The organism is Psychrosphaera aestuarii, from assembly GCF_017948405.1.
Lineage (GTDB): Bacteria > Pseudomonadota > Gammaproteobacteria > Enterobacterales > Alteromonadaceae > Psychrosphaera > Psychrosphaera aestuarii.
The window spans coordinates 1,731,631-1,757,105 of sequence record NZ_CP072844.1; the positions used below are offsets into that span (position 1 = coordinate 1,731,631).

24 protein-coding genes and 3 tRNA genes are annotated in these 25,475 nt (G+C 38.5%); 18 read left to right on the forward strand and 9 right to left on the reverse strand.

The window, feature by feature from the left end; translation table 11 throughout:
• Positions 1-6 precede the first annotated feature (6 nt).
• The 8 genes from J9318_RS07895 to J9318_RS07930 are packed head-to-tail and all read left to right on the forward strand — an operon-like array spanning position 7 to position 8,995.
• A complete protein-coding gene (locus J9318_RS07895; RefSeq protein WP_210559406.1) occupies positions 7-2,670 on the forward strand; it encodes a ComEC/Rec2 family competence protein in 2,664 nt (887 codons plus the stop codon).
• A gap of 46 nt (positions 2,671-2,716) precedes the next feature.
• Positions 2,717-4,453, forward strand: a complete 1,737-nt coding sequence (msbA, locus tag J9318_RS07900; RefSeq protein ID WP_210559407.1) for a lipid A export permease/ATP-binding protein MsbA — start codon at positions 2,717-2,719, stop codon at positions 4,451-4,453.
• On the forward strand, positions 4,454-5,488 hold the full coding sequence (gene lpxK, locus J9318_RS07905) for a tetraacyldisaccharide 4'-kinase (protein ID WP_210559408.1): 1,035 nt from the start codon (positions 4,454-4,456) through the stop codon (positions 5,486-5,488).
• Between the two features lie 21 nt (positions 5,489-5,509).
• The gene (locus J9318_RS07910; protein WP_210559409.1) at positions 5,510-5,704 is read left to right on the forward strand and encodes a Trm112 family protein; all 195 of its coding nucleotides are present in this window, start codon (positions 5,510-5,512) and stop codon (positions 5,702-5,704) included.
• Positions 5,705-5,717: 13 nt separating this feature from the next.
• Entirely contained in the window at positions 5,718-6,515 is a 798-nt protein-coding gene (gene kdsB, locus J9318_RS07915) for a 3-deoxy-manno-octulosonate cytidylyltransferase (protein WP_244731600.1), read from the forward strand.
• Between the two features lie 43 nt (positions 6,516-6,558).
• Positions 6,559-7,260: a TIGR01621 family pseudouridine synthase gene (locus tag J9318_RS07920; RefSeq protein WP_244731602.1), complete on the forward strand. Its 702-nt coding sequence runs from the start codon at positions 6,559-6,561 to the stop codon at positions 7,258-7,260.
• Positions 7,260-8,078, forward strand: a complete 819-nt coding sequence (gene tcdA, locus J9318_RS07925) for a tRNA cyclic N6-threonylcarbamoyladenosine(37) synthase TcdA (protein ID WP_210559410.1) — start codon at positions 7,260-7,262, stop codon at positions 8,076-8,078. Before J9318_RS07920 ends, tcdA begins: the two co-directional genes overlap by 1 nt.
• Positions 8,075-8,995: a 2-hydroxyacid dehydrogenase gene (locus J9318_RS07930; RefSeq protein ID WP_210559411.1), complete on the forward strand. Its 921-nt coding sequence runs from the start codon at positions 8,075-8,077 to the stop codon at positions 8,993-8,995. The genes tcdA and J9318_RS07930 overlap by 4 nt, the downstream gene beginning before the upstream one ends.
• 30 nt (positions 8,996-9,025) lie before the next feature.
• Here J9318_RS07930 and J9318_RS07935 read toward each other — a convergent pair whose 3' ends face one another.
• From J9318_RS07935 to J9318_RS07945, 3 genes are read right to left on the reverse strand one after another with little or no spacing between them, the layout of a single operon-like run.
• On the reverse strand, positions 9,026-10,621 hold the full coding sequence (locus J9318_RS07935; RefSeq protein WP_210559412.1) for a GMC family oxidoreductase: 1,596 nt from the start codon (positions 10,619-10,621) through the stop codon (positions 9,026-9,028).
• Positions 10,622-10,630: 9 nt separating this feature from the next.
• On the reverse strand, positions 10,631-11,239 hold the full coding sequence (locus tag J9318_RS07940; protein ID WP_210559413.1) for a tRNA-uridine aminocarboxypropyltransferase: 609 nt from the start codon (positions 11,237-11,239) through the stop codon (positions 10,631-10,633).
• 3 nt (positions 11,240-11,242) lie between these two features.
• Positions 11,243-11,614, reverse strand: a complete 372-nt coding sequence (locus J9318_RS07945; protein WP_210559414.1) for a histidine triad nucleotide-binding protein — start codon at positions 11,612-11,614, stop codon at positions 11,243-11,245.
• A gap of 164 nt (positions 11,615-11,778) precedes the next feature.
• Here J9318_RS07945 and J9318_RS07950 point away from each other — a divergent pair, with 164 nt between their 5' ends.
• From J9318_RS07950 to J9318_RS07970, 5 genes are all read left to right on the forward strand, one after another.
• Complete coding sequence (locus J9318_RS07950) at positions 11,779-12,963, forward strand: DUF2066 domain-containing protein (protein ID WP_210559415.1); 1,185 nt, start codon at positions 11,779-11,781, stop codon at positions 12,961-12,963.
• Positions 12,963-13,655, forward strand: coding sequence for a DnaA regulatory inactivator Hda (hda, locus tag J9318_RS07955; protein WP_210559416.1), 693 nt, complete (start codon positions 12,963-12,965; stop codon positions 13,653-13,655). The genes J9318_RS07950 and hda overlap by 1 nt, the downstream gene beginning before the upstream one ends.
• Positions 13,656-13,859: 204 nt before the next feature.
• The gene (pheS, locus tag J9318_RS07960; protein ID WP_210559417.1) at positions 13,860-14,840 is read left to right on the forward strand and encodes a phenylalanine--tRNA ligase subunit alpha; all 981 of its coding nucleotides are present in this window, start codon (positions 13,860-13,862) and stop codon (positions 14,838-14,840) included.
• Between the two features lie 11 nt (positions 14,841-14,851).
• Entirely contained in the window at positions 14,852-17,263 is a 2,412-nt protein-coding gene (gene pheT / locus J9318_RS07965) for a phenylalanine--tRNA ligase subunit beta (protein WP_210559418.1), read from the forward strand.
• Positions 17,264-17,267: 4 nt separating this feature from the next.
• On the forward strand, positions 17,268-17,579 hold the full coding sequence (locus J9318_RS07970; protein ID WP_210559419.1) for an integration host factor subunit alpha: 312 nt from the start codon (positions 17,268-17,270) through the stop codon (positions 17,577-17,579).
• A gap of 70 nt (positions 17,580-17,649) precedes the next feature.
• On the opposite strand, the gene J9318_RS07975 is transcribed toward J9318_RS07970, so the two are convergent.
• Positions 17,650-18,027 carry a hypothetical protein gene (locus J9318_RS07975; RefSeq protein ID WP_210559420.1) on the reverse strand — a complete coding sequence of 126 codons (378 nt, stop codon included), beginning with the start codon at positions 18,025-18,027 and terminating at the stop codon, positions 17,650-17,652.
• 186 nt (positions 18,028-18,213) lie between these two features.
• Between J9318_RS07975 and J9318_RS07980 the strand changes: the two genes are divergently transcribed.
• Genes J9318_RS07980 through J9318_RS07990 form a run of 3 tightly spaced genes read left to right on the forward strand, consistent with a single transcriptional unit; the run spans position 18,214 to position 20,337 of the window.
• Entirely contained in the window at positions 18,214-18,975 is a 762-nt protein-coding gene (locus J9318_RS07980; protein ID WP_210559421.1) for a Nif3-like dinuclear metal center hexameric protein, read from the forward strand.
• Position 18,976: 1 nt separating this feature from the next.
• The gene (locus J9318_RS07985) at positions 18,977-19,759 is read left to right on the forward strand and encodes a methyltransferase domain-containing protein (protein WP_210559422.1); all 783 of its coding nucleotides are present in this window, start codon (positions 18,977-18,979) and stop codon (positions 19,757-19,759) included.
• Positions 19,756-20,337, forward strand: a complete 582-nt coding sequence (locus tag J9318_RS07990) for a glutathione S-transferase family protein (RefSeq protein WP_210559423.1) — start codon at positions 19,756-19,758, stop codon at positions 20,335-20,337. The genes J9318_RS07985 and J9318_RS07990 overlap by 4 nt, the downstream gene beginning before the upstream one ends.
• Positions 20,338-20,415: 78 nt before the next feature.
• Here J9318_RS07990 and J9318_RS07995 read toward each other — a convergent pair whose 3' ends face one another.
• Both J9318_RS07995 and J9318_RS08000 read right to left on the reverse strand, forming a co-directional pair.
• Positions 20,416-22,785, reverse strand: a complete 2,370-nt coding sequence (locus tag J9318_RS07995) for a carbohydrate binding family 9 domain-containing protein (RefSeq protein ID WP_210559424.1) — start codon at positions 22,783-22,785, stop codon at positions 20,416-20,418.
• 130 nt (positions 22,786-22,915) lie between these two features.
• Entirely contained in the window at positions 22,916-23,248 is a 333-nt protein-coding gene (locus J9318_RS08000) for a response regulator (RefSeq protein WP_210559425.1), read from the reverse strand.
• A 369-nt stretch (positions 23,249-23,617) separates the two neighbouring features.
• Here J9318_RS08000 and J9318_RS08005 point away from each other — a divergent pair, with 369 nt between their 5' ends.
• Both J9318_RS08005 and J9318_RS08010 read left to right on the forward strand, forming a co-directional pair.
• The gene (locus J9318_RS08005; RefSeq protein WP_210559426.1) at positions 23,618-24,571 is read left to right on the forward strand and encodes a response regulator; all 954 of its coding nucleotides are present in this window, start codon (positions 23,618-23,620) and stop codon (positions 24,569-24,571) included.
• Positions 24,572-24,577: 6 nt separating this feature from the next.
• Positions 24,578-24,904 carry an Hpt domain-containing protein gene (locus J9318_RS08010; RefSeq protein ID WP_210559427.1) on the forward strand — a complete coding sequence of 109 codons (327 nt, stop codon included), beginning with the start codon at positions 24,578-24,580 and terminating at the stop codon, positions 24,902-24,904.
• A gap of 85 nt (positions 24,905-24,989) precedes the next feature.
• Here the strand turns inward: J9318_RS08010 and J9318_RS08015 are convergent.
• From J9318_RS08015 to J9318_RS08025, 3 genes are all read right to left on the reverse strand, one after another.
• Positions 24,990-25,066, reverse strand: a tRNA-Met gene (locus tag J9318_RS08015).
• A gap of 62 nt (positions 25,067-25,128) precedes the next feature.
• Positions 25,129-25,205: transfer RNA gene (locus J9318_RS08020), tRNA-Met, on the reverse strand.
• A 63-nt stretch (positions 25,206-25,268) separates the two neighbouring features.
• Positions 25,269-25,345: transfer RNA gene (locus tag J9318_RS08025), tRNA-Met, on the reverse strand.
• Positions 25,346-25,475: the final 130 nt, after the last annotated feature.

A 25,475-nucleotide genomic window follows, 5' to 3' on the forward strand; every position in this document is an offset into this window, starting at 1 on the left:
TTATAATTGAACAAATGGTTCGCGGGTTTTTTAATCGGTTGTGGCCTGTTTTTGTTCAGTCCTAGGTTGATATCAGCTGGTGAAGTCACACTCATTCTAATTACATGCATTCTTGCTGTTGTTTGTCGAAATTACATTAGGTGCAAAAAAAAATCTAAGTCTGTTTTTAGTTTAATAATCGCTTTGTGTTTTGGTGTTGTATGGCAGTCAACGACAAGTGCATGGTTTTTTCAATTAGGGCCAATAGGGCCTTTGTTAGATACCGGGATCCCTGTTGTTATTAAAGGTGAGGTTTTAAATGTCGTAATTGACCTACCTTGTTCAAAAGATCAAGACCTACCAACTTCAGGATCCCTTGATATACGAATAGCAGAGGTTAATCACAAGCCGATAAGTTGGTTACAATCAGAACAAATTATTCGAGTGAGCTGGTATGACAAACCTATACGATGCGTTAGCAAAGTCGGCATGGGAGCAATTGTAAGCTTTAACGCCATATTGAAGTCTATTTGGGGTTATGAAAATAGCTATGGATTTAATCAGCGCAAGTGGTTATTTGCGCAGCGCATTAATGCGAAAGGAACCATACAAGACGAGATTGTAGTTGATACTGATAGCACTTTAGATATAGACCAACGGCAAATCATCACAAATAAAGTAACGACATTATCAAAGCAAGCTAATTTATTTCACAACGATTTAATCCTAGCGCTTACTACAGGTGACAAACAACTAATTAGTCAAGAAAAAAAACAACGTATTAATAGCCTAGGCCTTGGTCATTTTTTAGCTATTTCAGGTTTACATATTGGTTTGTTATACGGCTTAGTATATCTGCTTATACGTTTTGTTTATTTAACGGCTAGTTTGGCTCTGTTCAGAACATACAGATTTGTAGGCACCGTTATTCCAACACAAAATACAACTCCGTATATACTACAAAGCGTTATCTCGATAATCCTAATATGGGGATATGTTATTCTAATTGGAGCAATTCCTTCTGCTGTTCGAGCTGCGTCTGCAATAACTATTTATCTATTTATTCGTTACACAAAAAGTACCTTTGAGCCATTTAATGTACTTTTAGCGGTGGCGACGATATCGGTAATTTTTGAACCTTGGTCGTTTCTTAATTCGTCTTGGTGGTTAAGTTTTTATGCAGTTTTGGGTATTTTAATATTCGTCAGATTTGTTCGATTACAGTACACCTTTAAATTACATGGCTTGTACAAATATCTTATAAATTTAACTTTATACATTACTTTATTTCAGCTGTTTATATTCGTATGGATGTTACCCATAATCTTTTGGTTTTTTGGTGGGGTGGGCACATTTTCGGTAATAACCAATCTTTTATTTAGTCCAATATTTGCGGCCGTTATTATGCCTCTAATTGCGTTCGGTGCTTTGTTTATATCTATAAGTGAACCAATGGCTGCACTATTTTACAGTTTGGCAGATTTGGCGTTGATTACGATGTTTGATGCTTTTATTTATTTGCAGCTTTATAAAAGTTGGTGGTCGGGGTCGGATAGTACACTTCAACTTGTTATTGTAGTAATAATATTGGCGCCAATAATACTGCTTAGCTTGTTTAAACTGGTTTCTCCAATGTCTATTTGCCTTTCCACAGCCTTCAAAACAGTTACCAGAACTGATCTAAAAGCTAAAAAAAATGGGGGTCTATTTTGCAGTATTAATAACAAGTCAATTTATATAGCTCTCATATGTTTGTGTATAGTCGTTGGTCAATTTTTATTAGAAGGTATGCCAAACATTGACCAAAAGACAAACACGCAATCCAATAAAAAAGCGAAGTTAGACTCAAGCCCAGAAATAACTATTTTTGACGTCGGACAAGGAAGCGCAATGATGGTTACAACCGGCAATATGGTCACGGAAAGATCACTGCTTAGTAACACAATTCTTTTTGATCTTGGTCCGTTGTTTAATAATGGATTTAGCGCTACGGAGTCGGTAATTGTTCCAACACTGCAGCGTCGAGGAATTAAGACCATTGATCAAGTTATATTAACGCATCTTGATGCTGACCATGTTGGCAACGCCAATGCACTTATCGCAGCGGGTTATAATCCTGCGTTAGATGATTGCGACAACATTGATAACTTGCCATCTATCGAAAATTGGCCAGAGGTAACATTTCAAATTCTATGGCCTAACCAAACTCGATGGCAGTATTTAAATGAGGTTTGGCCGATATTGTCGCGTAATGATCGTAGTTGCGTGATTTTAATTACCGAAACATCATCAGACACAAAGATATTAATCACAGGTGATATCAGCCATAAGGTTGAGCGAGTGTTGGTCGACGCTTATTATGCCGACTCTTTGGATTTATCTGCTGACATACTTATTGTTCCACATCACGGCAGTCGTCATAGTTCCTCTAAACCTTTTATATATGCTGTTGCGCCCAAAGTTGTCATTTATAGTAGTGGTGTAAATAATCGTTTTGGCATGCCGTCAGAACAGGTGTTATCAAGATACGGACGTTATAATGTGCAGCAATTTAATACTGCTAGATCAGGGCAATTAACGATTAAGTTTGATTCAGATAAAAGCACGTTTGTTGTTAAAGAAACGTTACATAAGTGGAGCCCTTTTTGGAAAAAGCAAAATCCTTTTAGCATTCATGGACAAATACGGTAGAATTAGGCTAATTATTTGATATTAAAATGAAGCACTGGACTGTACTTTGGAAGAAAATTACTCAACGACGTTTAAAAGACTTGCGGGTTATATAAAACCATACGCAATGGGTTTTGTGTTAGCTCTTGTTGGTATGCTGGGTTACGCGGGAATAGACGTACTTTTTATTTCGGAAATACAAACTTTTATCGATGAAGGGATCACCGCTAAAAATAGTGAAGTGCTCGCTGCTGCGCCTTTGTTTGTTATCGTAGTATTCATACTACGAGGCGTGTTTAATTATATGGCCACGTTTGGACTCGGTTGGGTCGGCTCAAATATTGTCATGAAGTTGCGTCAAGAGCTTTACGAAAAGATGTTAGCTTTGCCGGTGAGTTATCACGATAGTGAGTCAAACGGTAGTTTGATCTCAAAAATTACCTTTGACACAGAGCAAATTGAAAACGCTTGTAGTCGAGCTTTGATGACGTTAGTAAGAGAAGGCGCTATGGTAATAGGGTTGCTTGCTGTTATGTTTTATCACAGCTGGAAATTATCAATTGCTATTTTAATTTTAGTACCAGTGGTCGCATTTATTGTTAGTTATGTCACCAAACGTTTTAGAGTAATATCAAAAAAGATTCAGTCAGCCATGGGTAACGTAACCCGTCAATCAGAACAAATGTTATCGGGTCACAAGGTTATTTTAGCGTTTGGTGGTCAGGAAAAAGAAACTAAATCCTTTTTTGATGTTAATAATCATAACCGTCAACAACGAATGAAAATGGTTGTTACCAAAACGTTAAGCGTCTCTTCTATTCAGGTTATTGCATCTTTTGCTTTAGCTGCGGTTTTATATTTATCAGCGCAGCCAGAAATGCTAGATAGCTTATCGCCTGGTACTTTTTCCGTGGTCTTGTCATCAATGATGATGTTACTTCGACCGCTTAAAATGTTAACCACGGTAAACAGTGAATTTCAACGTGGACTTACCGCGGCCAAAAGTGTTTTTGAAGTTCTAGATGTTGAGTCAGAACTAAATACTGGTACAGCCATAAAAGAAAAGATTAATGGTCACTTAGCATTCTCAAATTTGAGCTTTGCCTATCCTGGTACAGATAAAAAGGTTATCAATAACTTTACACTAGATATCAAGCCAGGCAAGACTGTGGCCCTTGTTGGCCGCTCCGGTAGTGGTAAGACAACGATATCCAATTTCGTACCGCGTTACTATTTTCCGCAAGAAGGTGAAATCACCTTAGATGGCCTTAACATTAACGAATATGAACTTAAAAACTTACGATCACACATCGCCATTGTTTCACAGCAAGTCGTTCTGTTTAACGATAGTATCGCAAATAATATTGCCTACGGTTCGTCACGCGTTACTAGAGAAGATATTGAACAAGCGGCAAAGCTTGCGCACGTGCTTGAGTTTACCGACCAAATGGAAAATGGGTTGGATACTGAAGTTGGAGAAAATGGTGTGCTTTTATCAGGCGGTCAGCGCCAACGCATTGCAATTGCGAGAGCGATTTTACGCAATGCACCTATTTTAATTTTAGATGAAGCAACATCGGCCTTAGATACTGAGTCTGAGCGAGCAATTCAAGACGCAATGCAAAACTTAATGACCAACCGAACAAGTATCGTTATTGCCCATCGCTTATCGACAATTGAAAATGCAGACCAAATAGTCGTGATGGACAAAGGTCAAATTATCGAACAAGGCACACATTCAGACCTTTTGATAAAAGGTGGCGCGTATGCCGCGTTGCACCAATTACAGTTTGGTGATGAATAAGTGAGTAACATTGAGCAGGCGTGGTATACAAATAAAAAATGGATATGGGTATTTCTTCCATTCACTTTGTTGTTTTGGTTGATTAGTGCTTTGCGACGTTGGCGCTATAAAGACCATAAGTTAGCCAGCGCAGATTGTTCCTTGCCCGTGATTGTAGTTGGCAACATTACGGTTGGTGGCACAGGTAAAACGCCATTCGTTATCTTTTTAGTTGAACTTTTAAAAAAGCACGGGTATTCACCGGCTATTGTAAGTCGTGGTTATGGGGCTTCTAAATTAGGCCCTAGTTTTCCTCGGCTCGTAAACTTAATCAGTGATCCAAGTTTAACTGGCGATGAACCAAGTTTATTAGCCATGCGCACAGGATGCCCTGTCGTTATTGATGCAAATAGGAATGTTGCTGTTAAATATGCGTCACAAATTAGCGGAGTCGATATTATTATTTCCGATGATGGGCTACAGCACTATAAAATGTCCAGAGACATCGAGATTGTATTAATTGATGGTGCTCGCAAGTTTGGCAATGGCTTTTTACTGCCCATGGGGCCATTAAGAGAGTCCGAATCTCGTCTTGCTTCAGTGGATATTTCAGTAGTAAATTCCGGTTTTATTGCTGCAAGTGATGTTACTTCTGAACTCGAATATGATTATCGATTAGCTGCAACAAATGTGATTCAAATTTTAACGGGCGATAAAACGGCGTTAAGCGATGAGCACCGGAAGGTTCATCTAGTATCAGGTATTGGCAACCCTCAGAGATTCAAAGATACGGCGATAAAATCAGGCTTAAATGTGATCAGTGAACATTGGTTTCCCGATCACCATAATTTTACTAAAGCCGACTTTGATAATCTTAAGTTAACTTCGTCAGATGACGAAATCGTATTAATGACAGAAAAAGATGCAGTTAAGTGTCGCAAGTTTGCCCAATGTAATTGGTTTGTTTTACCTATTGATGCCATTATCTCTTCGTCATTAGAGCAAGTGTTATCAGATAAACTTAGATTATTAACCTCAAAAACAATCAACAAATAAAAATAATTAACGGAATATGTTATGGCTTTTGATAAAAAACTTTTAAATATAATTGCTTGTCCAATTTGTAAATCGCAACTGCACTATGCAGAGAAGAGCAATGAATTGGTTTGTAAAGTCGACAGAATCGCGTACTCAATTAATGAAGATATCCCGGTAATGTTAGAAGGTGAAGCTCGCCAGCTTACATTTGACGAAATTGAACAATATAAATAACCAATAGGCACTTATGAACAACGATATGACACAAAGCGGTAAGTTTGTAGTTGTAATTCCAGCTCGTTACGATTCAACTCGATTACCAGGTAAACCCCTTGCAATGATTGATAATCGTCCTATGGTTCAATGGGTTTATGAACGTGGAGTAGCATCTGGCGCAGAACAAGTTATCGTAGCAACTGACGACGAACGAGTGTATTCAGCGGTTAAAGCTTTTGGTGGCGAGGTCTGTATGACTTCAAAAACACATGAGTCTGGTACAGAGCGATTAGCTGAGGTTGTAAAGCAATACAAGTTTGCGGCAGATACCATTATTGTTAACGTTCAGGGCGATGAGCCAATGATCCCAGCGGTCAATATTAAACAGTTAGCTGCCAATTTAATAAAGTTACAGGCACAAAACGTAGGTATGGCGACACTAGCAGAAAGTATTTGCTCTTTTAACGAGTTATCTAATCCAAATGTGGTCAAAGTGGTAACTGACAAAAATGGCTTAGCTCTTACATTCTCTCGCTCTGCATTACCGTTCGACAGAGACCAGTTCTCAAAGACGCCAAACCCAGAATTGAGATTTCCATATCTTCGCCATATTGGTATATATGCTTATACAGCGGGTTTTATCCAAGAGTATATTAGTTGGCCAACATCACAGCTAGAGCAAATTGAGTCGTTGGAGCAATTACGCGTATTATGGCAAGGCCACAACATTCACGTTGACTTAGCCATTGAGCCACCACCGGCAGGTGTAGACACACCTGAAGATCTTGAACAGGTCAGACGGTTAGTCGCTAGCCTTAAACAGCAGTAACCAGCGATCGTATTGTTGGATAATAATTGAGATAGGAAAACTTTTGGTAATCAATACTGTATTCACACACTTAGACTTTTATGTTGTTAATAAACCTGCGGATGTGGGCTTTCATGATGAGGGTGATCTAGGCAGTGGTTTTTTTAATCAATGCTGTAAGCATTTTGGTGAAATCTTATATCCAGTTCATCGATTAGACAAAATCACCTCTGGTTTATTAATATTAGCTCGAAATAAGAACGCAGCCGACTGGTTCCAAAAAGCATTTTCAACACACATCATCTCTAAGTTTTATGTTGCCATTTCTGCGAACAAACCTAAAAAAAAGCAAGGTAGTGTAATTGGTGATATGGAAAAGTCGAGACGCTCCCAATGGCGACTGCTAAACAGCAAAGTTAATCCGGCTATTACTCGTTTTTTTAGCTATTCGATTGCGTCAGATATACCAGGTTTGAGGTTATTTTTAGTTAAACCGGAGAGTGGTAAAACCCATCAAATTCGCGTTGCCCTCAAAAGCTTATCCTCTGCAATATTAGGTGATGAGTTATATGGTGGTCAACAAAGTGATAGAGGCTATTTACATGCAGTTCGATTAGACTTTGATTATAAAAATGAATCAATTTCAGTGATTTGTATGCCACAAGAAGGTAAATATTTTATCTCTGAGATTAAGCATATCCAACAAGTGGTTGAATCTGCATTGACAAATAACTGGCCCGGAACAAAATTGAGAGCAAACGATTAATGAGTGATTACAATACTCGCTTTGGTGGAATTTCTAGGCTGTATGGCTCGGATCAAGGTTTATGGCTGCAACAGGCGCATATTTGTGTGGTTGGCATAGGTGGTGTTGGTACATGGGCAGCAGAAGCGCTAGCTCGAACAGGTATTGGCAAATTAACACTCATAGACTTAGACGACATTTGCACTACTAATACGAACCGTCAAATACACGCTTTATCGTCTTCAATAGGTAAAGCAAAGGTTGATGTTATGGCCGAGCGTATTAAATTAATAAACCCAGATTGCGACATAACCTGCGTTGAAGACTTTGTGACTTCAGACAATCTGTTTGAAATTTTTGGAACTAAAGCCGATCCAAAATTTGACGTTGTAATTGATGCCATTGATAGTATTGCTGCCAAAACAGCATTGATTGCACATTGTAAGCGAAACAAAATTTCAATCGTTGTCACAGGTGGTGCCGGTGGCCAGATGGATCCGAGTCAAATTCAATATGGTGACTTAGCAAAAACAACTCATGATCCTTTGTTATCAAGAGTAAGAAATCAACTAAGACGAGATTTTAACTTTAGCAAAAATCCAAAACGCAAGTTTTCTATTGATTGTGTTTATAGCACTGAGCAATTGCGTTATCCGCAACTTGATGGAACCGTATGTGCTGCAAAAACGATGACAGAAAGCTCGACTAGGTTGGATTGCAATATGGGTTTTGGTGCCGCCACAATGGTGACCGGAACCTTTGGATTTTTTGCAGCATCTAAGGCCATCGACAAGCTACTCTCAAAAAAAGCACGGCAGAATATGGATAGCGCAAAATGAGTTTATTAATTAACATTCCAAACCGAAATGTTGACTCGCTGGTAGCAAAGCTGGAACAACATATTCCAACATCACAAATCCAAGTTTGGCCAAATATAACGTCCCCTGAGTCTATTAAGTTTGCATTGGTGTGGAAGCATCAACCAGGAAGTCTATCGGACTTATCTAACTTAAAAGGAATTTCCTCGTTTGGCGCAGGCGTTGATTCGATTTTGAGTGATAGTGAATTACCGGAAGTACCTATTGCACGAATTGTTGACGAAGATCTTGCTCTTAACATGACTAACTATGTGGTGACATTAATTAACTCTCATCGCCTTAGGCTTGATATGTTTGCTAAGCAACAAACAATGGCAATGTGGAAACCCAGAGGATTACGTAAAGGAAAAACGGTAGGTGTGTTAGGGTTAGGGCAATTAGGGCAGGCGGTATGTCATACACTTAGTAATTGTGGTTTTACTGTAACAGGCTGGAGCAACTCAATAAAAGAAATACCTGGAGTCGATAGTGTTACTGGACTCGTAGGTTTTGACAAAGTTATTGCTGAGTCTGATTATTTAGTTTGCTTGCTTCCGTTGACGGCATCGACCAAAGGAATTATCAATCGGCACGTGCTGCATAAAATGAAAACAGATGCTGTTTTAATTAATGTGGCAAGAGGCGGACATGTTGTTGAGCAAGATCTTATTGAGGCCTTGTATGACAAAGAGATTGCAGCTGCATATCTTGATGTATTTGATATTGAGCCTTTACCTGAAACTCATCCTTATTGGCGCACACCAAATTTAACTATAACTCCACACATATCAGCGGTAACTAATATCAACACCGCTGTTGATCAAATTGTTGCTAACTATAATAGAGTGATGTCTGGTCAGTTAATGACAAACACAATTGATAAAAATCGCGGCTATTAACGTCGCGCTAAGTTTTATCTCAGATCTGTTTTATTGTTTGTGCCATTTGGTTTTAATAAAATCTGCACATCGCTCTGCCACCATAATGGTAGGTGCATTTGTATTTCCACCAATTAGATTGGGAAAAATTGACGCATCAACAACCCGCAGACCTTCAATGCCAAACACCTCTAATTTAGAATTTACAACCGCACCTTTATCTGTGCTTAAACCCATTTTACAGGTACCAATAGGGTGATATACGCTGTCGGTTCCATTTCTTATACTTTCAATTAATTGCTCGTCAGCAAGATTTTGATCGTTATTAATGGAGTCTGGTTTAAATTGTTGCATGATAGGGTGCTGCAAAATTGAGTTTGCAATTTTTACACCCTTTAACATTGTCGTTAAATCGTCTGGATGAGACAAAAAGTTAGGGTCTATTTTGGGGGCCTGATTTGGATCAGCACTGGCTAGTTTAATGGTACCAACGCTTTTAGGTCGCAATACACAGGTATGGTTACTAAAACCATGTTTTAGGCTGGTTCGCCAATCCCGAGCGTGATCTTTAACCGTTGCAACTACAAAATGGAACTGTATATCTGGGCGTTCTAAATGGGGTTCTGTTTTCAAAAAGCCCCCAGTTTCAGCAAAATTACTGGTACATAACCCAGTACCGTTACTGAAATATCTAAAGGTCTGTTTAAGCATGTTAAAAGCGCCGGGCACAGAAAAACCAAAAAGATCGGTTCGAGGGGATGAAAAACAACTTACATAGTCTGGGTGGTCTTGTAGGTTTTTTCCTACGCCAATTAGATTGTGAATAGGTTTTATAGCGAACTTTTCAAGTTCGTTGCAATCGCCAATGCCAGACAACATTAATAATTGTGGAGATTTAATAGCACCTGCACAAACGAGTACTTCTTTGCTCGCGTACAGTTTATCTCCTTGGATAGTTTCAACGCCTACACATTTCCCTTCTTTTATAATTAACTTAGCGACATTAACTTTTGTTTTAATGTGTAAATTAGCTCTATAGCGTATGGGTTCTAAATAGGCTCGCGCTGCGCTGTAACGCTGACCATTATATTGAGTGACTTGGTAACGTCCCATTCCTTCTTGATCTTCGCCATTAAAATCATCACAGTGTTTATATCCGCAGGCAATACCGGCCTCTACAAAAGCATCAGCGATCGGATGGTTAGAATACGAGTTTGATACGAACAAAGGTCCTGAAGAGTTGTGTAAACTGTTGGTGAAGTTTTGATTGTTTTCTGATTTTAAAAAATACGGTAATACACTATCCCAACCCCAACCAAGTGATTTCCAGTCGTCATAGTCGTGTTGGTGTCCGCGTGCATAAATCATCGCATTTATAGCGCTACTACCACCAAGTACTTTTCCTCTTGGTTGATACCCAATGCGATTGTTCAGACTAGTTTGAGGTGTCGTTTCAAAGGCCCAGTTATTGTAACGGGTTGGAACCATAGTTACAGCACCCGCAGGCATTTTGATAAAAGGACTTGTGTCGTCATTACCAGCTTCTAACAATAAGACCGAAAACGAGCTATTTTCAGAAAGACGAGCTGCTAATACAGATCCCGCTGAACCGCCACCTATAACGATAAAATCAAAATCATTTTTCAAAGTTTCTTCCTACTCTTTATATCTTTGCTTGATTTCGGCGGGCATGTGTTGAATAAACATAGTGTTTATGCCTTCAAGTAACGTAAAAAAGGGGGTCAAAGTAGATACAGAATCACCTTCAATTTCTGCTAACGCGTAGGCAATAGCTTCGAGCGTTGATAATCCATTATCTACAGTCGTTTTTCGTATAGCATATTGACTTTCATAATGCTGTGACAGAGAAACCTGAGGTAATTTGGCAAGCCATTGTTGAGTCAGGATTAGCTTTTTGGCTTTACGCCATGTTCCATCTATAACGATAAGCTGTTGAATCGAGTCTTCATCGGTTTTTTTGAACTGGTTTATCGTTATTGCCGTTTCTGATGGAAACAGTAAAGCTGTGTTTAGTATTTTTATACCAGAAGACTTAAGCTCTGCTAATGACGGTTCATCTGATTCGTGAATTATCCTTATATTATTGGATAACTTAGGTAATAAGCGTGCCGTATTCTTAGCGTGATGACCTTCCTTGTCACACTGAATGATCACGATAGATGTTTGATGATTTGTTGTCGTAATGAATTTGCAAATACAAGTTTGCAGGGGATTATAACAATTATCGCAGCGCTTTCTTTTCAAGGGTTATCCCTTGCTCTTTAGCGTGTCTTGATAAGGAGGCCAGCCCATTGCTTTACCTGCTAATACGTGTAAGTGAATATGATATACCGTTTGGCCGCCGTCGTTATTACAATTCATAACACAACGGTAACCTGATTCAGCAAAACCCATTTGTTTCGCTATATTTGCAGCTGCAACATAGAGCTTTCCCACCAACTGAGCTTGTTCTACTGTTATATCATTTGCCGTTCGTATTTGTATTTTAGGGATAACCAAAAAGTGTATTGGCGCTTGAGGATTTATATCATTAAAAGCAAGCACTTCATCATCTTCATATATAATAGTTGCCGGTATTTCTTTACTAATAATTTTGTCGAATATAGTTGCTTCTGACATTGTGAGTAGGTGTCCAAAAATTTAATATATTGCAGAACTTTACTAATCAAACACAAACGAAGCAACAATACTCTTATGTAAATGTGTATTTATTTACGTTACTGTTTTTTTGTATAGTTTAATTGGGTATGATTGCCATCTAATACTAAGGACTGCCATTTATTGTGAATTTTCAAGTGACCAAAATAACCCAATTTATCATTGTAGTTTTACTCTTTGCTTTTTCTGGCATCGCCACGGCTGACGAAGTCAAAGATCTTTATACTGGTAAGATTTTGGTTACGGACAAGTCTCAAGCAACTCGTGTAAAAGCACATCGTTGGGCTATAGAGCAAGTCTTAACCAAAGTTACCGGTTCGCGAGATATACTGGAAAATAAAACCGTTCAATATGAAGTTAGAGCTAAAACTGCTAATTACATAAAATCGTTTACCTTCGATACAGACGCTCAAAATAGAACATTTTTAATAGATAAGTTTGATCAAACAAAAATTGATCAGTTAATTCGAAATGTTGGCGCGGCAATCTGGGGACAACGTCGCCCCAAAGTAGCAATTTGGTTAGTCGTTGAAGAGGGCATGAATCGCCGAATTGTTAATTCTAGTGATTATCCACAAATCTCTGAAGTCATATTACAAAGCGCTGAAAATCGGGGTCTACCAAGTGTTATTCCTAACATGGACGAAACGGACCAACAAGCTGTTTTCACATCAGATATTTGGGCTAAATTTGACGGTGTCGTAAACAATGCGACGGCCAGATATAACGCAGAATATTTTGTTATGGCTAGATTAAGGGCTGTTGATAATTTTAAAGAGCCCGAATATAAAAGCGGTTGGTTAGTCGATTACAGCCTTTTTAAAGGACGCCAGTTTTTAGATAAAAGTACATTTAACGGAGAGCAATTCTTTGTTTTAAAAGAAATGGTTAACAAGGTAGGTGATTACTTTGCCAGTCAATACGCAATAAATAACCAAAAAATTCAACAGCAAAATATCGAGTTTACGATTAATAATTTGAATTCAATGATTGATCTAAAAAAGGTAGAGAATTATTTGATGGAATTGCCGCCTGTTAAGAAGGTTTACCTTCACGAAGTGAATGCTGATCAAGCTCGATTTACTCTATGGTTATCTGGTCAAGGGTTAGACGTTATTAAAGGCTTGTCTTTGCTACCTAATTTTCAGCGAGAGCAGTCACCGAACGCTGTTGAAAAAGTAGCGCTTTCTGTTGAGCAGCAACTAGAGCAACTAACAAAAGAATATACAGATCAAAACAGTAATGATGGCAGTTTAGAAAAAGTAAATTCCCAAATAACTGAGCTTTATTATCGCTGGGTTGCAAACTGATGCAGCTTCTTTTACCAGTTACTTATAATAGTACGCAAACCTTCAGCTCTTTTGTAGAGAGTGAAGGGCTCGCAGGCTTAGTTGTTAAAGAACTAAAACAAGCAATAGATTCTGACGACTTTACCGCCCATTATTTGGCAGGTCAGCACGGCGTTGGATGTACTCATTTACTAAATGCGGCTTGTCACTATGCCGACGAGATAGGTAAAAGCAGTATTTTATTGCCGCTTGAACAAGTGTTAGCTGCAGAGCCAGGCTTAATAGATGGGTTGGACTCGGTTGACGTTGTGTGTATAGATAACATCCACTTAGTTGCTGATAACCATGAGTGGCAAACTGCTTTATTTAATTTATTTAACGCGCTTCTACAAAACAAAGCGACCGTTATCTTCGCAGGACACGAAACTCCAGCGAATTTAGCTTTGTCGTTACCTGACTTAGCATCAAGACTACAATGGTGTACTTTATATCAGCTACCTGAGTTAACAGAAGCATTAAAAATAGAAGCACTTATACAACATGCACACTTGATGGAGTTTGAGGTGACCGAAGAGGTTGCTAAATTCATGATCAACCGGCTACCAAGAAATATGATATTTTTGATGCAGGCTCTTGATACAATGGCCAAACAAAGCATAGCTAGAAAACGAGTAGTAACAGTACCATTTGTAAAAGACGTACTAGGAATTTAAAGCATAATTGCTCGTAAAACAGTAAAAACGTCTAAATTTTGAGCGCGATAGTGTAGCAAGCATTCCTTAGTGCAAAATATTTAAGAAAATCCCCCAAAATTAGCCAAATAGAACTAAAATCTTGAATTGATTTACGTTAGTATTTACGGCTAAAAAAATTAATCCATATCTCACCAGAACGTCATTGACCGAAAAGAGTGTTCCATGAATTTAGAAGAAATAGTTGGCTTAGCAAAAGAAGCCATCAACAACGCTAGCGACATTGCAACGTTAGAAGAAGTTCGCGTAGAATTTCTAGGTAAAAAGGGCAAAATTACCGAGCTACTTAAAAGCCTAGGTAAAATGGACCATGAACAGCGCAAAGAAGCTGGTCAGGCTATCAATGTTGCAAAAGGCGATGTTCAAAAGGCATTAACAGTTCGCAGAGAAGCACTGCAAGCCGAAGCATTAAATGCAAAACTAGCAGCAGAAACAATTGACGTAACTAAAGCTGGTCGTGGTATTGAGCCTGGAAATATTCATCCAGTGAATCGAACAATAGAGCGAATTCAACAATTTTTTGGCGACTTAGGTTTTGAAGTTAAACAAGGTCCAGAAGTAGAAGATGGCTTCCATAACTTTGATGCACTAAATATCCCAGAGCACCATCCAGCTCGTGCTGATCATGATACCTTCTACTTTACTGCTGATACGGTCTTACGAACTCAAACATCAGGCGTTCAAATCCGTACTATGGAAACAGAAAAACCACCATTGAGAATAATTTCTCCGGGACGTGTCTATCGTAATGATTACGACCAAACACATACACCAATGTTTCACCAAGTTGAAGGTTTAATGGTTGATAAGAACGTAAGTTTTGCTGAGCTTAAGGGCATACTGCATGACTTCTTACATCAGTTTTTTGAAGAAGATTTACAAATTCGCTTCCGTCCTTCTTATTTTCCATTCACAGAACCATCGGCTGAAGTTGATGTTATGGGAAAAAATGGTAAATGGTTAGAAGTCTTAGGCTGTGGCATGGTTCATCCGAACGTTTTACGTTCTGTAGGTATTGACCCGGAAGAATATACAGGGTTTGCATTTGGTATGGGTGTTGAGCGATTAACCATGTTGCGATATGGCGTAAATGATTTACGTTCTTTCTTCGAAAACGATCTTCGTTTCTTAAAGCAGTTTAAATAGGAGTTCATCCAATGAAATTTAGTGAAAAGTGGTTAAGAGAATGGGTGAATCCGGCAATTACAACGGATGCTTTAAGCGAACAGTTATCAATGGCTGGCTTGGAAGTTGACGGCGTAGAACCGGCAGCAGCAGATTTTACTGGTGTCGTTGTTGGTGAGGTTGTTGAGTGTGGAAAACATCCAGAGGCAGACAAGTTACAAGTTACTAAAATAAATGTTGGACCTGCAGGAGATGGCGAGTTAATCGACATAGTATGCGGTGCAAAAAACTGTCGATTAGGCTTAAAAGTAGCTGTTGCTATGGTAGGCGCAGTTTTACCTGGCGATTTTAAAATTAAAAAAGCTAAGCTTCGTGGCCAACCGTCATTTGGTATGTTGTGCTCTTGGTCAGAGCTTGGCATGGCTGACGACTCGGATGGTATTTTAGAGTTACCTCAAGATGCTCCTTTAGGTACTGACGTAAGAGATTATCTAGACTTAAATGATCAAATCATTGAGATAGATTTAACGCCAAACCGTAGCGACTGCTTGGGCATACTTGGCGTTGCAAGGGAAGTTGGTGTACTTAATAACGAAGATGTAAAAGCGTTAAACGTTGAAGACGTACCAATGTCAATCGACGATAAAGTTTCAATTGAGCTAGAAGCGCCAGCATCATGCCCTAGATACTTAGGTCGTGTAGTAAAAGGTATTAACGTTAATGCAACTACGCCACTGTGGATGACTGAAAAGCTTCGCAGAAGTGGTATTCGTTCTATTGATCCTGTTGTTGATATTACCAATTTTGTGTTGTTAGAGCTTGGTCACCCAATGCATGCGTTTGATTTATCAAAGATTGAAAGTGGCATTAAAGTACGCTTAGCAAATAAAGACGAAACACTTGTTTTGCTAGATGAGTCTGAAGTTAAGTTAGACGATAAAACTTTAGTTATAGCTGATCACAATAAACCATTAGCGATTGCTGGCGTATTCGGTGGCTTAGAATCAGGGGTAACGTCAGAAACTAAAGATGTGCTTTTAGAGAGCGCATTCTTTTCACCGGTTACTATGGCAGGTGCTGCTCGTCGTTATGGCTTACATACTGATGCATCTCACCGCTATGAGCGTGGTGTAGACTTTAAACTTCAACGCACGGCAATGGAAAGAGCAACTCAATTATTGTTAGAAATTGCCGGTGGTCAAGCAGGCCCAATAGTTGAAGCGGTGGACAATGAGCAGCTGCCTAAAGAGCCTGTAGTCTCTTTGCGTCGTGAACGACTTGATAGAGTGTTAGGTCATGTCATCAGTGACGATGAAGTGACTACGATATTAAGCCGATTAGGTTTAGATGTTACTTTTGAAAATGGAACTTGGTCAGCTGTTTCACCTAGTTTCAGATTTGATATTAATATTGAAGAAGATTTGATTGAAGAAGTGGCAAGAGTATATGGATATAATAATATTCCAAATATTGCGCCAGTAGCATCATTAAAAATGCCTAGCCATCCAGAACGGTTAGTTTCCAAAGCGACCTTTTCTTCGACCTTAGTTGATTTAGGTTATCAAGAGGCTATTACGTATAGTTTTGTTGATCCTAAAGTACAAAACGCATTATATCCTGGCGTAGACGGTTTAGTTTTGCCACACCCAATCTCAGCAGATATGTCTGTTATGAGATTAAGTCTTTGGGCTGGACTTCTACCTGCAGTCGTAAATAATCAGAAACGTCAGCAAAGCCGTGTACGTTTATTTGAAACAGGCTTGAGGTTTTTACCAGATAACACGGCAGAAATGAATATTCGTCAAGAAGCTATGTTGGCTGGTGTCATAACAGGTACTCAACATAGTGAATACTGGGACGGAAACCCAAGAACCGTAGACTTTTACGACATAAAAGGCGACGTTGAAGCGCTTCTGGCAAAAACGGCAGATTCGCAAGGTATAGAGTTTATACCTATGCCTAAAGATGATAGAAATAGTGCGGCTTTACATCCTGGTCAGTCAGCTCAGATAATTCGCAACGGTAAAATCATAGGATATGTCGGTGCAGTTCATCCACAAGCTGAAAAAACTATTGGATTAAACGGTAAAACTTTTGTTTTTGAACTAATCTTGTCAGAGATCGAAAATAGAAATTTACCGTCAGCCAAGCCGGTTTCTAAATACCCATCTAATCGCAGAGATATCGCGGTTGTGGTAAAAGAATCAATAAATGCCGATCAAATATTAAAAGAAATTAAAAATATTGGCGGAAATCAATTGGTTGACCTAAACTTATTCGATGTGTACCGTGGAGAAGGTATAGAAGATGGTAATAAGAGTTTAGCCATCTCGTTAGTACTACAAGATGTTGAAAAAACATTGGAAGAACAGGATATTAGTACTAAAATTGAACAAGTAGTGAATATGTTAACTGATAAATTTGACGCGACGCTAAGGCAATAGAACTATGGCATTAACCAAAGCAGAAATAGCAGAACATTTGTTTGAAAAAGTTGGTCTTAATAAGGCTGACTCAAAAGGGTTGGTGGAAGATTTTTTTGAGAAAATTAGAGAAACTCTAGAAAGTGGCCAACAAGTAAAGCTTTCTGGCTTTGGGAACTTCGAATTACGCGAGAAAAAGTCAAGACCAGGTAGAAACCCTAAAACGGGTGAAGATATTCCTATCTCCGCCCGTAGAGTTGTAACATTTAGGCCTGGGCAAAAGCTTAAAGCAAGAGTTGAAGTGGGCACTGCCGAACTAGTTAAGCAAGCGAAGTAGTAAAATCATTACAAATAAAAAAACCAGCTATAAGCTGGTTTTTGTTTGTATAGGTTTTGAAGAATATAAATTAATAAAAACCCTGTGGAGTGCGGCTGTCAGTGCCTAAAGTCGATAAATAATCTAACCAGAAATTAGCAGGGTTATAACCATCGCCTTTCTTAACAACTGTATAGCCAGAAGATTTAACTACAGGTGCTTTTTTGTCAGCTTTAACCGCTTTTTTAGCAGTAGCTTTCTTCTCTTTAGCTGGCGCAGCTTCTTTAGACGCAGGCGCTGTTCCAGACAACTCTTTTGTCATCTCTTCGATAGCTGCTAAACGTACGTTTTTACCACCATCGACGCTATACCAACCACCTTTTGCTTCTACTGAAGGCTCTTTTCCATTTTTTGCTAAATAAGCCGCAGTGAAGTCAGACAAGACTTGATCTTTGTCTAGTTTACTCATTGTAATTACCTAAATATTTTTAAAAAAAAAGATGAGCTTTATTTATACAAACTTTCAACTGAAAATTCAACTTTCTAGCGAAATTAGCCGGTTATAGATAGAAAATACCACTATATTTATCCTTTACTGCGCTTTTTATAAAAATATTAGTAGAATAATAACTTCATGTTTTAGAGGAATAATTTTATGTCAGTAACACTTTCTGAATTGATTAATCATTTAGACGAGCTATTAGATGTTAAAAACATCAACGATTATTGTCCAAATGGTCTACAAGTCGAGGGTAGAGATCAAGTAACTAAATTAATTACAGGTGTAACGGCTTCGGAAGCGTTAATAGATGCTGCTATACAACATAAAGCTGACGCAATATTAGTCCACCACGGTTACTTCTGGAAAGGCGAATCACAAGTAATAAAAGGAATGAAAAAAAAACGAATCGCAAAGCTACTTAAACATGATATTAGTTTAATAGCATATCATTTGCCGATAGATATTCATCCCACGCTTGGTAACAACGCGCAACTAGCTAACAAGCTCGATATTATTGATATTAGCCCCGTAGCCGGCGTAAAACCGAACGGCATATTAATGCAAGGTAAGTTGGCTAATCCAATGGCTGCCGATAAGTTTGCTAAACTTATTAAGTTGTCCTTACTTAGAGAACCTCTTGTGAATACGGCACGAAATACAGATATATCAACTATCGCTTGGTGCACGGGCGGTGGCCAGAATTATATCGACATTGCAGCTGAACATGGGTTTGATGCGTTTTTAACGGGCGAAGCTTCTGAACAAACCATTCATAGCTCAAGAGAACAGGGAATAGACTTTTTTGCAGCTGGTCATCACGCTACCGAACGGTACGGTGTCGCAAATGTTGGAGAGTACTTAAGTGAAAAGTTTTCGCTAGAAGTGCAATTTATCGATATCCACAATCCGGTCTAATATGAATAGTTCAGATCAAAATTTTAACAATAGAAACACGACGTTTAAAAAAAACATTTATGGAACTAGCAAAGGATTGGTTCGTGAAGCTGTCCTTATGCGTGATCTGAAAGAGTATTTAGATTTAAAAGGCCCATTAAAAATCTTAGATGTAGGTGGCGGACAAGGTCAAATAGCGTTGCAACTGGCAGAGCTTGGCCATGAGGTAACGGTTACTGATATATCAACGGAAATGCTTAATGTTGGAAGACTCGCCGCAAAAGATAAACAACTGACTAATATCGAGTTTTATGAGCTTGATCTAAAAAACTTACGAGAACAGCTTAATGGACATTTTGACTTAGTGCTTTGTCACGCTGTTTTTGAGTGGTTAAGTGATCCTCGTAGTGCGTTTTCAGTACTAAAAGATATGTGTACCAATAGCGGTGCCATCTCCTTTATGTTTTACAACCATGTAGGCCAAACGCTCAGCAATTTAATCTATGCTAACTTTGATTATATTAAAGCGGGTATGAAAGCTAAGAAGGTGGTGAAACTTAATCCTCAGTCAGCCTTACATCCAGACCAAGTTTTAAATTGGATTGAAGAGGAGGGCTTGTCCATTACAATAAAGTCTGGTGTTCGCGTTTTTCATGACTATATTAGAGATTTAGAAAAATGGCAGAGCGATACAGCTAATATTATTGAAATGGAATTAACGTATAGTCGCCAAGCGCCGTACACAGACATTGGTAGATATATGCACCTAATTTTAGAAAATAAGGGTTATAAGGTAAATTTATGAAACTATATGGTTCAATTACTTCCCCATACGTCCGACGCCTAAGGATTTTATTAGCACAAACTCAATACGAATTTGAAGCGGTAAATATATTTGGTGAGTCTCGTGAAGCGTTAAAGGAAATTAATCCAACACTAAAAATTCCAATGTTCGAAGATGCTTCGAACCCAAACCTTCCTATTTTGTTAGATTCAAATTTAGCCTACGAGTACATATCTGAACTTTTAGATATTCCGGCACTCGATTGGTCTCAGAAAAATGATTTGGCGTTAATTAATAGTTGTAATGACTCACTGGTGAATATGATGATACTGACTCGGTCAGGCGTTGATACTAGTGATGATAAACTTTATTTTAATATCCAACGCGAACGGTGTGCCTCTACCTTCCACTATTTTAATAAAAAGATTAGTGACGGAAAGTTGCAAGACTGGAACTACATTACTATTAGCTTATTCGTTTTAATTGAATGGGCAGGGTTTCGTAATCTTTTTGATTTTTCTAGCTACGAATCGATACTGAAGTTTGTCGAAGAAAATCAACATCACGTTGGGGTTAGTGAAACAGCACCTAGCGAATAAGAAAACAAGAACCCCGAGCTACTTTAAGTCACAATTTAGAAATATAAAGTAGAGCGGGGCATGATCGTTAAACGTAACTTACATCATCCACGCATAACTCATTTTTAAGAACACACTGCGAGTGTCTTTAGTTAAACGAGTTAAGTCGTCGTCTTGATAACCACCATCAGAATAGCCAACAAAGAAGAGTGTTTGTGGGTTTACTTTATAAGAAAAAAGCAATTGGGTTGATACACTCTTAAACTGAGAGTTGAAATCATCCCTAAGCTCTTCTTGAACTAAAGGATCATAGTTTTCTAACTGACGATTAATGTCATAACCGACAATCGATAATCGCAAAAAGCTGCGGATTGAAAATTGGTAGCTCAGCCTGAAGTCTATTAGATTAGCGGTGTAAATTTCTTTGCTATTGTAGTGCATATTAGAGAATGTAAAGGCCAAACGCGTCTCCATGTGTTTGTTTAGATGCCAAGTAACTTTCGGCTCCCATACCATTACATCGCTCAGTCTAGAGTTGCTATAGTCAATACCTTTACCAAGTTTAAAAAAGTTGCCGACCCATATATGTGAGTTAGGTTTAAACTCTAACCATGACGTAAACTCATATTCATCAAACTCTTCTGTGTTGCCTTCAATTTGAAGTGAAGAATCGTCAATTCTGTTACCAACCTTAGTTCTTGTAGTAAAGCCATGACGGAAGAATGACTGTTTAGGACCGTTGACGTTTAAATAAAGCTCAGCTTCTTGTTCAATCTTTTCGCCATTTTGGTTGTAAGTCCAGTCGACATCGCCGGCTAATTGCATGCGAGTCCACCAGTTATTATCGTCACCACGCCATATTCTTCCACCGCCTAATACAGACTTTTGGTGATCAGTATTATTAAAAAATGCAAGGTCCGCTCGAAAGTTTTCGCCAATGTTCATATGAGTCGCATTAAAAAACCAATCACGGTTCATGTGATTATAGTGAATTCTATAGGCAATATCGGTACCATTAATTTGTTCAGCTCTTAAAGATTGCTCTGAACTATAATTACCAGAATTTTTAATTTCGTCTACATAGCGTTGACTGAGATATGTATCAGAGGATAACAATTGTATATTTAGTCGATTGTTTTGATTTGGCTGATAGCGCGTATCAACGCTAGTTAGGTAGTTGTGATACGAATCATTTTTTCTTAGTGTTGTCGTTGCACCGACATTTAAATCATCGTTAACGGTGTAGTTATAACGAAATGCTCCGTTTGTCGTTTTTTCTTCAATCTCAAAAACATTTGAACCAAGGTTGCCCGGCAAAAGAAATAGAGCTGTTTTATCATCAGCAACAAAGGCGCCAAATGCGTGGTCATCTACCTTACCTGTAATTTTACCGCCGTAATCAGGATCTTGAATATTTCGCGTATATACGAGGTTAATAGGTGTACTAAAGTAGTCTTCATTCGCTAAAAAGAAAGAGCGTCGTTCTGGAGTAAATAGAGCAAAAGTGTTGTTAACATTTAATTGACCTGAGTCTGCTTCAACCTGTGAAAAGTCGGGATTTAAAGTAGCATTTAAAGTTACATCAGGTGTAATACCCCATTTCAAATCTAAACCAACATCGGTGTTCGACTCACTTTCCCATTCACCAAGAGCCACTGTATTACCACTAGTATTAATGTCACGAGTTTCTGTTGTACCACTTACAAGTGTCGGTACAAGAGTTAAATTCTTACCTTGTTTCGCACCTTTAAACCCCTCGATGGTAGGCATTTGGCACACCCAACACTCGTTGCCTTGGTCCATTTTTGCGTTAGATATACGTAAGCGTTCATCCCTTGGATAAAAGCGTACCAACTCGTAACCCCATTGTTGAATGTCTAACCTGTCGTTAAAGTTTAAAATGCGCAAAGGTATCGCGATTTCTACGGTATAACCAAAGTCTGTAATTTGACCAGCAGAATCCCAGATGCCATTCCAGGCTGAACTTTCTCTGCCTGTGAGGGCATTTTCGATTGAGTCAGTCTGTGTCCCTAATGGATTAATAAAGAATTGGTAGGCTAAAGTGTCATCGTTGAAACTGTCAATTTTTAAACCAACTAAGTCATCGTTCCAGTTTTTATCTCTGTCCCTCAAAAATGCGCGTATTTTAGTCGGCTCTGGATCATATGCTTTAAACGCGACATATAGAGTATCGCCATCTTCCATCATAAAAGCTTCTGTTTGCACTGGCGCCAGAATGTTTTCATGGGGAAAGGTGACGTTGTTAACCAAAAATCTTCTAGCTTTACCCCACGATGATTCGTCAATTATACCGTCCACTACAATTTTCGATGTTATGCGCGGTATCTCTGTCGGTGTGTAGACGTCGTTAATATGCGGTGTGGCGATATTTTTTGACGCATTAGCAAGTACTATGGAAGGTGTACATAAAAGGAATACTGCTAACCTTTGGGTAAATCCTTTGTTCATTATTGCCTCTATTTACTATATTCGTTATTTAAGGGCAGGAGCCTTATAGCTTATAGCGAATTATTCTAACTGAATAAATAAATGAAAATTGCAAATTGCGATGAGCTACAACTGTGCTCGGATAAATAGCTCAATCAAAGGAAATATTGTTAATGGTTAATAATAAGTCGTTTTTGGTGTAGGGCTTCTGTAAAAACTGAGTGTTAAATTGTTGGTAGTCCTCTTTTGATAGTTTTCCGTCAGTAAAGCCAGAGGTGTAAATTACGGGTAAAGAGGGAATTTTATTTCTAATTTTCGTAGCCAACTCCTTCCCGTCAATACCATTAGGTAAGATAATATCGGTAAACAATAAGCTTATGTCAGAGTTTTTATCTAATATTTGTAGCGCTTCAACGCCATCAGTTGCGAGTAAAACGTTGAAACCAAGCTCATTAAAAATATAGGTGGCTACTTTTGCTACCATAAGAGTGTCTTCGGTTATTAGTATTGCTGAGTTTCTTTATTAGCCTCACAAAGACCGTTGATTCTATCTATTTTGATTAACTCTTTATCGGTAAAAGTGTTTAACTGCTGCAAATTCATGAATCTAGATATTCTAAACTTTTGGATATAGAAAAGGCATAACGCAAAGCAAAACCCCGCCAAAAACGGTAAAAAAATGTTAATAAGACTTAGCATGGGCATAGATTACCTAGTTATTAATTATTGCTATTTAAAACTGAAAACTTCTCTTGTCAGTATAGGTAATTATTTAATTTATGGACTATATATAGCCTAATGAGCAATTAAAACTTAGTAAAATTACCGTTATAACAAAGGAGCGCCCTCCAACATGGTGGTAGATAAGGTCAAGAGTCACACTAAAGCTAAACATATATTATTGGTAGATGACGTTAATTTAATGTGCCAATTTTTAAATGAGACTCTAAGAGTGATTCCTAATGTTGAATGCCACACAGCTTCTCGTGTAACCACCGCAGATACGATATTACAACGCTATGCCATTGACCTTGCCATAATAGACTTAAATCTTCCCGATGGTTCTGGTTTAGACATAGTGAAAAAAATTAGAAAAGGGGAGTGTAAAGGAGAGCATGATATTCCTATTCTGATTTTTTCCGGAAATACATATAAACAAGCAGTAAAAGAGTGTTTGCTTTTTCAGGTAAGCGACATCGTTGCTAAACCAATAATTGCTATCGAATTAAGAAAAAGAGTTGAAAATCACTTAAATTCGCAAAAGAAAATTAAAGCTCCAGAATATTATTGTGAAATAGATAAAAAACTTCTCGCTGACGCACCACCTAAAGTAAACAAGCCTTCTCCTTCAATTGTAAATGCGACTCAAACAAACTCAGCGGTAAACCGCCTAAAAACAGAAACAAAGCTTGATGATAGTGTAAACCAATTTATTAAATGGCCAAGCGATGCCACTACAGGTTTTCATCAAATAGACAGGCGCCTAAAAGACTTGTGTTTTCAACTTAACCATTTTCATTTTTATAGAACTGAAAAAGATGTTTACCCAACGGCTAAAGAAGATATTAAAAAGATATCCATGTGTTTAGACGATCTAAATTTTGCAATAAGACCGATAAAAGCGGCTCAACCAACACTGCCAATTTGGAAGCCATTTTACGAAAGAATAAAGATGACAGAAGAACTGCCTTTCCAAAAGTATTCCACGCCAAAGATATCATCGGAAAATAAGACATTTTTTAGTAAGAGTTTGAGGACCGCATGGATGGGAATATTAACTAAACCAATTATTCAAAAAAAGAAGTAACCGTCTATGAAAAAAACATTTTGTGTTGACGATTTAATAATGAACTTTGAGGGCTTACCTGAAGTTATGCTAATCGATGCGCTTGAGTCCTACTGTAATGAGGCTCAGGTTTATATTAATGAGCTTAGATCTGCAGATACAGAAACCGCTGTTAGACACGCGCATAGTATTAAAACTATGTCTAAAATGGTGGGAGCACGTTTTATGGCTACAATATGCGAAGAGTTTGAAAAGTCTGAAGGGAATGGAAAAGTAAAGAAAGAGCATATTTTGGCACATTGGCCTGAAGTAAAGATAGAAATAGAGACATACGTTGCGAGTTTGAAGTATTGATAAATTAGATTATTTTTTATTTACAGAAAAAATAGGAAGAAGTATCAGTCGAATTTATAATACTTATTGACCATTAAAAGATTAATGGTTGCGGGAGCCGGATTTGAACCGACGACCTTCGGGTTATGAGCCCGACGAGCTACCAGACTGCTCCATCCCGCGTCAGTAGACTGAACGTTTATATTAAATTCGTCTGTTCAGGACGAACGGCTTCCAAACTAAATTGGTTGCGGGAGCCGGATTTGAACCGACGACCTTCGGGTTATGAGCCCGACGAGCTACCAGGCTGCTCCATCCCGCGCCAGTAGACTTAAACGTTTATTTTAAATTCGTCTGTTCAGGACGAATGGCTTCCAAACTAAATTGGTTGCGGGAGCCGGATTTGAACCGACGACCTTCGGGTTATGAGCCCGACGAGCTACCAGGCTGCTCCATCCCGCGCCAGTAGACTAAACGTTTTAATTAGCGTCTTACGTTTACCAAGACGTTGCATCTGCACCCTGTGCTTCAGCGAGGTGCGTATACTAACGACTTAAAATTTAATTGCAACACCTGAATTAAAAAAACTGTA

What these genes read in the sequence shown, in the direction of transcription:
- J9318_RS07970 (WP_210559419.1), top strand. Translation starts at nt 17,268, where the DNA reads ATGGCATTAACCAAAGCAGAAATAGCAGAACATTTGTTTGAAAAAGTT.
- J9318_RS07990 (WP_210559423.1), top strand. Translation starts at nt 19,756, where the DNA reads ATGAAACTATATGGTTCAATTACTTCCCCATACGTCCGACGCCTAAGG.
- J9318_RS07995 (WP_210559424.1), bottom strand. Translation starts at nt 22,785, where the DNA reads ATGAACAAAGGATTTACCCAAAGGTTAGCAGTATTCCTTTTATGTACA.
- pheT (WP_210559418.1), top strand. Translation starts at nt 14,852, where the DNA reads ATGAAATTTAGTGAAAAGTGGTTAAGAGAATGGGTGAATCCGGCAATT.
- pheS (WP_210559417.1), top strand. Translation starts at nt 13,860, where the DNA reads ATGAATTTAGAAGAAATAGTTGGCTTAGCAAAAGAAGCCATCAACAAC.
- tcdA (WP_210559410.1), top strand. Translation starts at nt 7,260, where the DNA reads ATGAGTGATTACAATACTCGCTTTGGTGGAATTTCTAGGCTGTATGGC.
- J9318_RS07985 (WP_210559422.1), top strand. Translation starts at nt 18,977, where the DNA reads ATGAATAGTTCAGATCAAAATTTTAACAATAGAAACACGACGTTTAAA.
- J9318_RS07930 (WP_210559411.1), top strand. Translation starts at nt 8,075, where the DNA reads ATGAGTTTATTAATTAACATTCCAAACCGAAATGTTGACTCGCTGGTA.
- J9318_RS07945 (WP_210559414.1), bottom strand. Translation starts at nt 11,614, where the DNA reads ATGTCAGAAGCAACTATATTCGACAAAATTATTAGTAAAGAAATACCG.
- J9318_RS08005 (WP_210559426.1), top strand. Translation starts at nt 23,618, where the DNA reads ATGGTGGTAGATAAGGTCAAGAGTCACACTAAAGCTAAACATATATTA.
- J9318_RS08010 (WP_210559427.1), top strand. Translation starts at nt 24,578, where the DNA reads ATGAAAAAAACATTTTGTGTTGACGATTTAATAATGAACTTTGAGGGC.
- J9318_RS07910 (WP_210559409.1), top strand. Translation starts at nt 5,510, where the DNA reads ATGGCTTTTGATAAAAAACTTTTAAATATAATTGCTTGTCCAATTTGT.
- hda (WP_210559416.1), top strand. Translation starts at nt 12,963, where the DNA reads ATGCAGCTTCTTTTACCAGTTACTTATAATAGTACGCAAACCTTCAGC.
- J9318_RS07975 (WP_210559420.1), bottom strand. Translation starts at nt 18,027, where the DNA reads ATGAGTAAACTAGACAAAGATCAAGTCTTGTCTGACTTCACTGCGGCT.
- J9318_RS08000 (WP_210559425.1), bottom strand. Translation starts at nt 23,248, where the DNA reads ATGGTAGCAAAAGTAGCCACCTATATTTTTAATGAGCTTGGTTTCAAC.
- kdsB (WP_244731600.1), top strand. Translation starts at nt 5,718, where the DNA reads ATGAACAACGATATGACACAAAGCGGTAAGTTTGTAGTTGTAATTCCA.
- J9318_RS07980 (WP_210559421.1), top strand. Translation starts at nt 18,214, where the DNA reads ATGTCAGTAACACTTTCTGAATTGATTAATCATTTAGACGAGCTATTA.